The sequence below is a fragment of the Pseudomonas sp. genome (assembly GCF_026224925.1).
Classification (GTDB): domain Bacteria; phylum Pseudomonadota; class Gammaproteobacteria; order Pseudomonadales; family Pseudomonadaceae; genus Aquipseudomonas.
Genome location: NZ_JAMFRV010000123.1, coordinates 1 through 6,118, shown reverse-complemented (window position 1 = coordinate 6,118; position 6,118 = coordinate 1). Strand labels below are relative to the sequence as shown.

Below are 6,118 nucleotides of genomic sequence, written 5' to 3'. Positions count from 1 at the left end.
TCGAAGCAGCCGTTGGTGAATACGATCGACTCGTTATGTGCCCGCGCATCATCAATAGCCAGCAATAACTGGTCGAGACTAAGCACTCCGCGCTCGGAGCCCTCTTCACGCTGAATAGCTCGTCGCAACTCAGGCGCACTGATGGCCGCCGTACCCAGCTTGCCGACCACAATACCTGCCGCCAGATTGGCCAACGCAACCGCGTGCGGCAACTCTTCGCCCGCTGCAATCGCAGCCGCCAGGGTTGAGATGACCGTATCGCCAGCACCGGTGACATCGAACACTTCACGGGCGCGGGCAGGCAAATGCACGGCAGGTTGGTCAGGACGCAGCAACGTCATGCCGTGTTCGCCGCGGGTGACCAACAGCGCGCCCAAATCCAGCTCGCTCATCAGTTGCGCACCCTTGGCAACCAAGTCAGCTTCGTCGACGCAATGACCGACGATCGCCTCAAACTCACTGAGGTTCGGCGTAAGAACGCTGGCACCGCGATAGATCGAGAAGTCTTTGCCTTTAGGGTCCGCCAGCACCGGAATACCCCGAGCGCGTGCGGCCTGAATCAGCACTTGATGATTCTTTAACGCACCTTTGCCGTAGTCAGACAGCACCATGACCTTGATGCCGTCGAGCATGTCGTCGACTTCGGCACTCAACGCCAAAGCGTCGGTGTGGAACGGCTCTTCGAAATCGATGCGCAGCAGTTGCTGGTGTCGACTCATGACCCGCAGCTTGACGATGGTCGGCTGATGGGCGATGCGTTGGAAGCGCGCCTTGACACCCGCGCCCTTCAAACTATTGGCCAGGCTGTCGGCAGCCTCATCTTCGCCCGTTACACCGACTAAGGAAGCAGGCGCCCCCAGCGCGGCGATGTTCAAGGCAACGTTGGCAGCACCGCCGGGGCGATCCTCGATTTGCTCGACCTTGACCACTGGCACAGGCGCCTCAGGTGAAATCCTTGAGGTACCGCCATGCCAATAACGGTCGAGCATGACATCGCCAACCACCAAGACAGGCGCCTGATCGAAACGCGGCATGGACAACTTCATCAAACAACCCGTTACTAGAATGAACAAGGGCGGAATCTTAGCACAGGGTTGGAGAGGGAACGGTAGGAGGCTGACAAGCCCATGTTTCAGGCGACATGGGGTGCATACCTAGAAGGCTTCCCGAATGAATTCGGCCCCTCATCGCCTGACACCTAGTCGGAGCAGCTGTGGGACCGAATTCATTCGGGAAGGGAGCAACGCGGTGGTTCAGACAAACCGCGCCGCTTGTTTCGTGAACAAGTTCCCTCCCACCGGAGTTTGTGTGAGCCTTGGTACCTAGGCGATACCGGCAACCACTGGTTCATCCAGACCCAAAGCATTCAGGCGGGCGTAATAACCGTTCTGAGCCAACAGCTCAGCATGGGTACCCCGCTCAACGATGCTGCCCTGGTCCATGACCAGAATCAGATCGGCCTTCTCGATGGTCGACAGGCGGTGGGCAATCACCAGCGTGGTTCGGCCTTTCATGACCTGATCCAGTGCGCCCTGGATATGCCGCTCAGACTCGGTATCGAGTGCCGAGGTCGCTTCGTCGAGAATCAGCAGCGGTGCATTCTTGAGCAGGGCACGGGCAATCGCCAGGCGTTGACGCTGGCCACCGGACAACAGCACCCCGTTCTCGCCCACCTGGGTGTCGAAACCTTTCGGCAACTGTTCGATGAACTCCAGCGCATACGCATCGGCCGCAGCGGCTTCAATGTCGGCACGAGGCGCACCGGCCAGATCACCGTAGGCAATGTTATTGGCGATACTGTCGTTGAACAGCGTGACGTGCTGGGTGACCTGAGCGATATGCCGACGCAGGTTGCGCAGGCGATAATCTTCAATTTCCACACCGTCCAGAAAGATACCGCCGCCGCCGTGGTGGTAGAACCGTGGAATCAAGCTCGCCAGCGTCGACTTACCACTGCCCGAACGCCCAACCAGTGCAACCATCTGCCCCGGCGCCGCAGTGAAACTGATGTTATTCAGCACCTGCCGCTCTGTACCTGGGTAGGTGAAGCTCAAGTTACGCACTTCAAGATGACCGGTTACTCTCTCACGCTCGACAGTGCCGAGATCCGTTTCCGGCTCAACGTCCAACTGCTCGAAAATACTCTCGGCGCCAGCCACACCTTTCTGGATGGTCGAACTGACTTCCGACAGTTGGCGAATCGGCTTGGGCAGCAAGCCCGCCGCCGTTATGTAAGCCACCAAATCGCCGGGGGTCGCATCGCCGCGCAGCAATAGCACCAGAAACATCAGCACCGCCATCGCGGTATAGATGACCAATTGCAGCATCGGCGTGTACACCGCGCTGGTTTTGTTCATCCTCAGTTGCTTATCGGTATTGCCTTGGCTGGCCTCACGAAACCGCTCTTCTTCGTAGCTTTCGCCGCCAAAGCTGCGGACCACGCGGTACCCCTGAATGGTTTCCGAAGCCACATGGGTTACGTCCCCCATCGCAACCTGAATTTTTTTACTCTGCCGGCGGAATTTCTTGCTGGCGCTACCAACCATCAATCCGATCACAGGCAAGATTGCCAGCATGACCAACGTCAGGTGCCAGTTCATCCAAAGCAAGTAGATAAACAGGAACACCACCGTCAAGCCTTCACGAATCACGGTTTTAATGGCGTCAGTTGCCGCGCCGGTGACCATGGTGACGTTGAAGGTAATGCGTGAAATCAAGTGACCCGAGTTGTGCGTATCAAAATAACGGTTGGGCAAAACCAATAGTTTATTGAACAGCTCGACACGCAAGTCATGCACCAGGCCCAAGGAAACCTTGGCGAGAAAATAGTTACCCAGATACGAGCCCAAACCCTGCCAAGCTGCGATCAACACGATCAGTAACGGCACGGCTTGCAGCAACTGCAACTCACGTAAATAAGGCACGTTGGGAAACAACACGGCCTCAGGATTGCTCAGACCGTCGACAAAATATTTGAGGATGCCGGCCAGCATTGGCTGGGTGGATGCGAAGATAACGAAACCGAGAATGCTGAGTACGAAGATGCCGATATAAGGCATGACATAGGTCAGCAGTCGGAAATATATTTTCATACTGGAGCTTTGTTCTGGCGTGCTCATAGTCATCGGTACAGAAAAGAGAGGCGGAATACTATCACAGCCCGGAGCCATTAAACCCTAGACCGCCGGCTGGGGTATGATGGCGGCCATTTTTGAAGGAGCCCGCATGCTCGCACTCGCCTACGCTGACTACCAAGCCTTACGCAAGGACGCCGAAGTGATTGAGGCCGACTTCTTCGGGGACAAGGTGTTGCGCCTTGAAGATGGCAACTTCATGAAGTTGTTTCGCCGCAAACGCCTGATTTCGTCTGCCGTATTCTTTCCTTACGCCCAACGTTTTTCCGATAACGCGCAAGAACTCAGAAATCGTGGCGTGCGCTGCCCGGACATCCTGGCCACTTACCGAGTCGCCAATATTGCCCGCGACGTGGTGCATTACGAACCGTTGCCAGGACTTACCCTGCGACAAGTAATCGCCGACCCAGGCAATTTCAGCGATCCGCAATTGCTCCAGAAATACGGACGCTTCGTTGCGAACCTGCATAACTTGGGGATTTATTTCCGCTCGCTGCACTTGGGCAACGTGGTTGTGACACCGGACGACGAGCTAGGACTGATCGACATCGCCGACATGCGCACCTTGCGCGGGCCACTGCGCAAAAACATGTGCCTGCGCAACTTCCAGCACATGCGCCGCTATCGTAACGACCACGACTGGCTGCTGCAGGAACAAGGCCGGCACTTTCTGGACAGTTACAGCGCTCACAGCGCGCACGATTGGGATCGCGGCACCTTGACAGAAAAGCTGGCGCTGTAAGGCTTAGTCGCGGCCAGCCAACGGCCGCGCACTCCCCGGGGCATCGCCCAGGCACAAACTCAGCAGGAATGGCACCCAGACCACCATCCACATAGCCCTGGCGCGGCCGAACAAGATAAATACATCGAACTGCAGCGACACCGTGGCAAAGACCCATGCCAACAGAACCGCCATGCCCAGTGCCTGGCTGCGAAAACGAAAGGCGCGCAATCCTACCCAACCCCAGAGAGTCAACCACAGCGCGGTAAAAATCACGCCGTACTGCAACGCGGTATCCAGCACAAAGTTATGGCAGTGGTCGAAAACCACTCCGCCCGCCTCGACGGCATAGCTGGCCGACAGGCCAATGCCATACCAAGGATGTTGTTGCAGGAGCGCCAAAGCGTCTTTCATCAACGTCAGTCGCTCAGAGTCACCGCGCTGCAACAATGAGGGTTCAAGCATGAACAAGCAGGCTGCGGCGATGATCAACACAACCGCCAACAGCCGATAGAAACGTTTCCCGCCCACCAACATGACCACTCCGGCCACCGCTATCAACGATAGAAGCGGGCCACGGCTGCCCGTCATGATGACAAAGGAAAGTGAACACGCTTGTATGGCAGCCCAAACCAGCCTTGCCCATGTGCGCTGCGGCCACCATGTGCAACTGAGGACTAATAGAAAACCAATGGTGTAACCCGCTGGATTAGGGTTGTCCATGTAACTGCCGAAGCCGTATATCCGCTCGAGCCCACGCATTGGAAACGCGATAATCGAGACCAATGCATAGATGCCGGCCATTGCGCCCCAGATAATCAGCATGCTTTGCAGCTGCCGGTGGAACATCCGGCCCCACACGATCCAGCCCAATACCAACGACAGAAAAAACAGTTCGCGCTTGATCAGGGTCAGGTAGTTTTCATCGGGGTTACTCCAACTCAGTGAGATCACCGAATAACTGAACAACAGCAAAAACAACCACAGCTCGCGCCGGCTCAGCACCGTGTCGCGAAAATCAGGAAACCGTTTGATCAGCAGATAAATGCACGGCAAATACACGAAGGCCGTCAGCAGCCAGTCGTAGATTTTCATCGACGGCGTCAGCAATACCCCGCCGACGCTCCAAAACAGGCCAAAGCCAAGCAGCAGGCCGGCAATCCCGAAATGACTGCGCGGTGCGCGCAGTTGCGTCTGTATGTCGGTGAAGCCGTCTATAAAATTGCTGGGCTGTTGAAGGTTGCGACTCACCGAACACCTTTATTCTTGTTGGACTTGAAGATGAAATGCCTGAAGCGTTTCCACGTTAGCCTGTTCCAGCGGTAAACCGGGATGCTGGTGAACAGTCCACGGGCAAATGCCTTGTCGGCGACCACCGACTCTTTCAAGGCTTTATTGACCACTGCCAATTTAGCCGATGTATAGGCCGGGCTGTCTTTATAGGACTCGATAACCTGCAGGTCATAGATAAGCTGACTTTTGTAAGCGACTTTAGAGATGTTGGTGTCGTGACGGCGGTACAACGTGACGAAGTCAGGAAGGATATCGACCCTGTAGTCCAGATGCGCGATTTTAAGGGTCATTTGAAAGTCCTGGACCTTGATCGATGGATCGTAGCCGCCGACCTTGTCAATGGCTTCGCGCCGATACATGGCAACCGGAGCGCCAACCGCGTGAGCACCGGCAAGCAATTGGTCGAACGTCCAGCGCTGCACCAAACTCTCGCTGGAGTCGTTGCGTTTGAGCAAGGTGCCTTGGGCGTCGATGTAAATCACCCTAGCCCCTAACAGACCCACGTCGGGGTGTTCCTGCAAGTAGCTAACCTGACGATGCAACCGACCTTCCAGCATCACGTCATCGGAGTCATGGGTAATGATGAATTCGCCAACGGCATGACTCAGCGCCGTATTCAACGCAGCGCTAACACCCTGGTTTTCCTGCTGATAGAACTGAAAGCCGTGTGTCTGGCGCAGCGCTTCAATTTTCTCGGCACTGGAGTCGGTCGAGCCGTCGTTAACAACGATCAGCTCAAAGTTGTCGTAGTCCTGCCGCAGGATACTCAGCAGGCACTCCTCGATGTAGCGCTCGTGGTTGAAACACGGCACCAAAATCGAGACCAGAGGCCATTTCATGTTCGAATCCAATCGTTCGCTTCCCGCCGTTGCGTCCGTTGCCGTAGTGGCTCGCCACTGCTTGATGTCTGCGGAACAGCAATCTGGCCTAGAAAAAACAGGCGAGCATCCTCACGTAACGCAGACCCCAT

Annotated in this window: 5 protein-coding genes; 1 reads left to right on the top strand and 4 read right to left on the bottom strand. The window is 56.1% G+C overall.

Translation table 11 applies throughout. From position 1 onward, the window contains the following. Together hldE and msbA are read right to left on the bottom strand one after the other, a co-directional pair. A partial coding sequence (gene hldE / locus M0974_RS05425; protein WP_297833729.1) for a bifunctional D-glycero-beta-D-manno-heptose-7-phosphate kinase/D-glycero-beta-D-manno-heptose 1-phosphate adenylyltransferase HldE occupies nt 1-1,046 on the bottom strand: 1,046 nt, incomplete at its 3' end. A gap of 276 nt (nt 1,047-1,322) precedes the next feature. After that, the gene (gene msbA, locus M0974_RS05420; protein WP_297833726.1) at nt 1,323-3,119 is read right to left on the bottom strand and encodes a lipid A export permease/ATP-binding protein MsbA; all 1,797 of its coding nucleotides are present in this window, start codon (nt 3,117-3,119) and stop codon (nt 1,323-1,325) included. A 106-nt stretch (nt 3,120-3,225) separates the two neighbouring features. On the opposite strand from msbA, the gene M0974_RS05415 reads away from it, so the two are divergent. Further along, on the top strand, nt 3,226-3,876 hold the full coding sequence (locus M0974_RS05415) for a toluene tolerance protein (RefSeq protein WP_297833723.1): 651 nt from the start codon (nt 3,226-3,228) through the stop codon (nt 3,874-3,876). Between the two features lie 3 nt (nt 3,877-3,879). On the opposite strand, the gene M0974_RS05410 is transcribed toward M0974_RS05415, so the two are convergent. Both M0974_RS05410 and M0974_RS05405 read right to left on the bottom strand, forming a co-directional pair. Next, on the bottom strand, nt 3,880-5,106 hold the full coding sequence (locus tag M0974_RS05410) for an O-antigen ligase family protein (RefSeq protein WP_297833720.1): 1,227 nt from the start codon (nt 5,104-5,106) through the stop codon (nt 3,880-3,882). After that, nucleotides 5,103-5,987, bottom strand: coding sequence for a glycosyltransferase family 2 protein (locus tag M0974_RS05405; protein ID WP_297833717.1), 885 nt, complete (start codon nt 5,985-5,987; stop codon nt 5,103-5,105). The genes M0974_RS05410 and M0974_RS05405 overlap by 4 nt, the downstream gene beginning before the upstream one ends. Nucleotides 5,988-6,118: the final 131 nt, after the last annotated feature.

What these genes read in the sequence shown, in the direction of transcription:
- M0974_RS05405 (WP_297833717.1), bottom strand. Translation starts at nt 5,987, where the DNA reads ATGAAATGGCCTCTGGTCTCGATTTTGGTGCCGTGTTTCAACCACGAG.
- msbA (WP_297833726.1), bottom strand. Translation starts at nt 3,119, where the DNA reads ATGAGCACGCCAGAACAAAGCTCCAGTATGAAAATATATTTCCGACTG.
- M0974_RS05415 (WP_297833723.1), top strand. Translation starts at nt 3,226, where the DNA reads ATGCTCGCACTCGCCTACGCTGACTACCAAGCCTTACGCAAGGACGCC.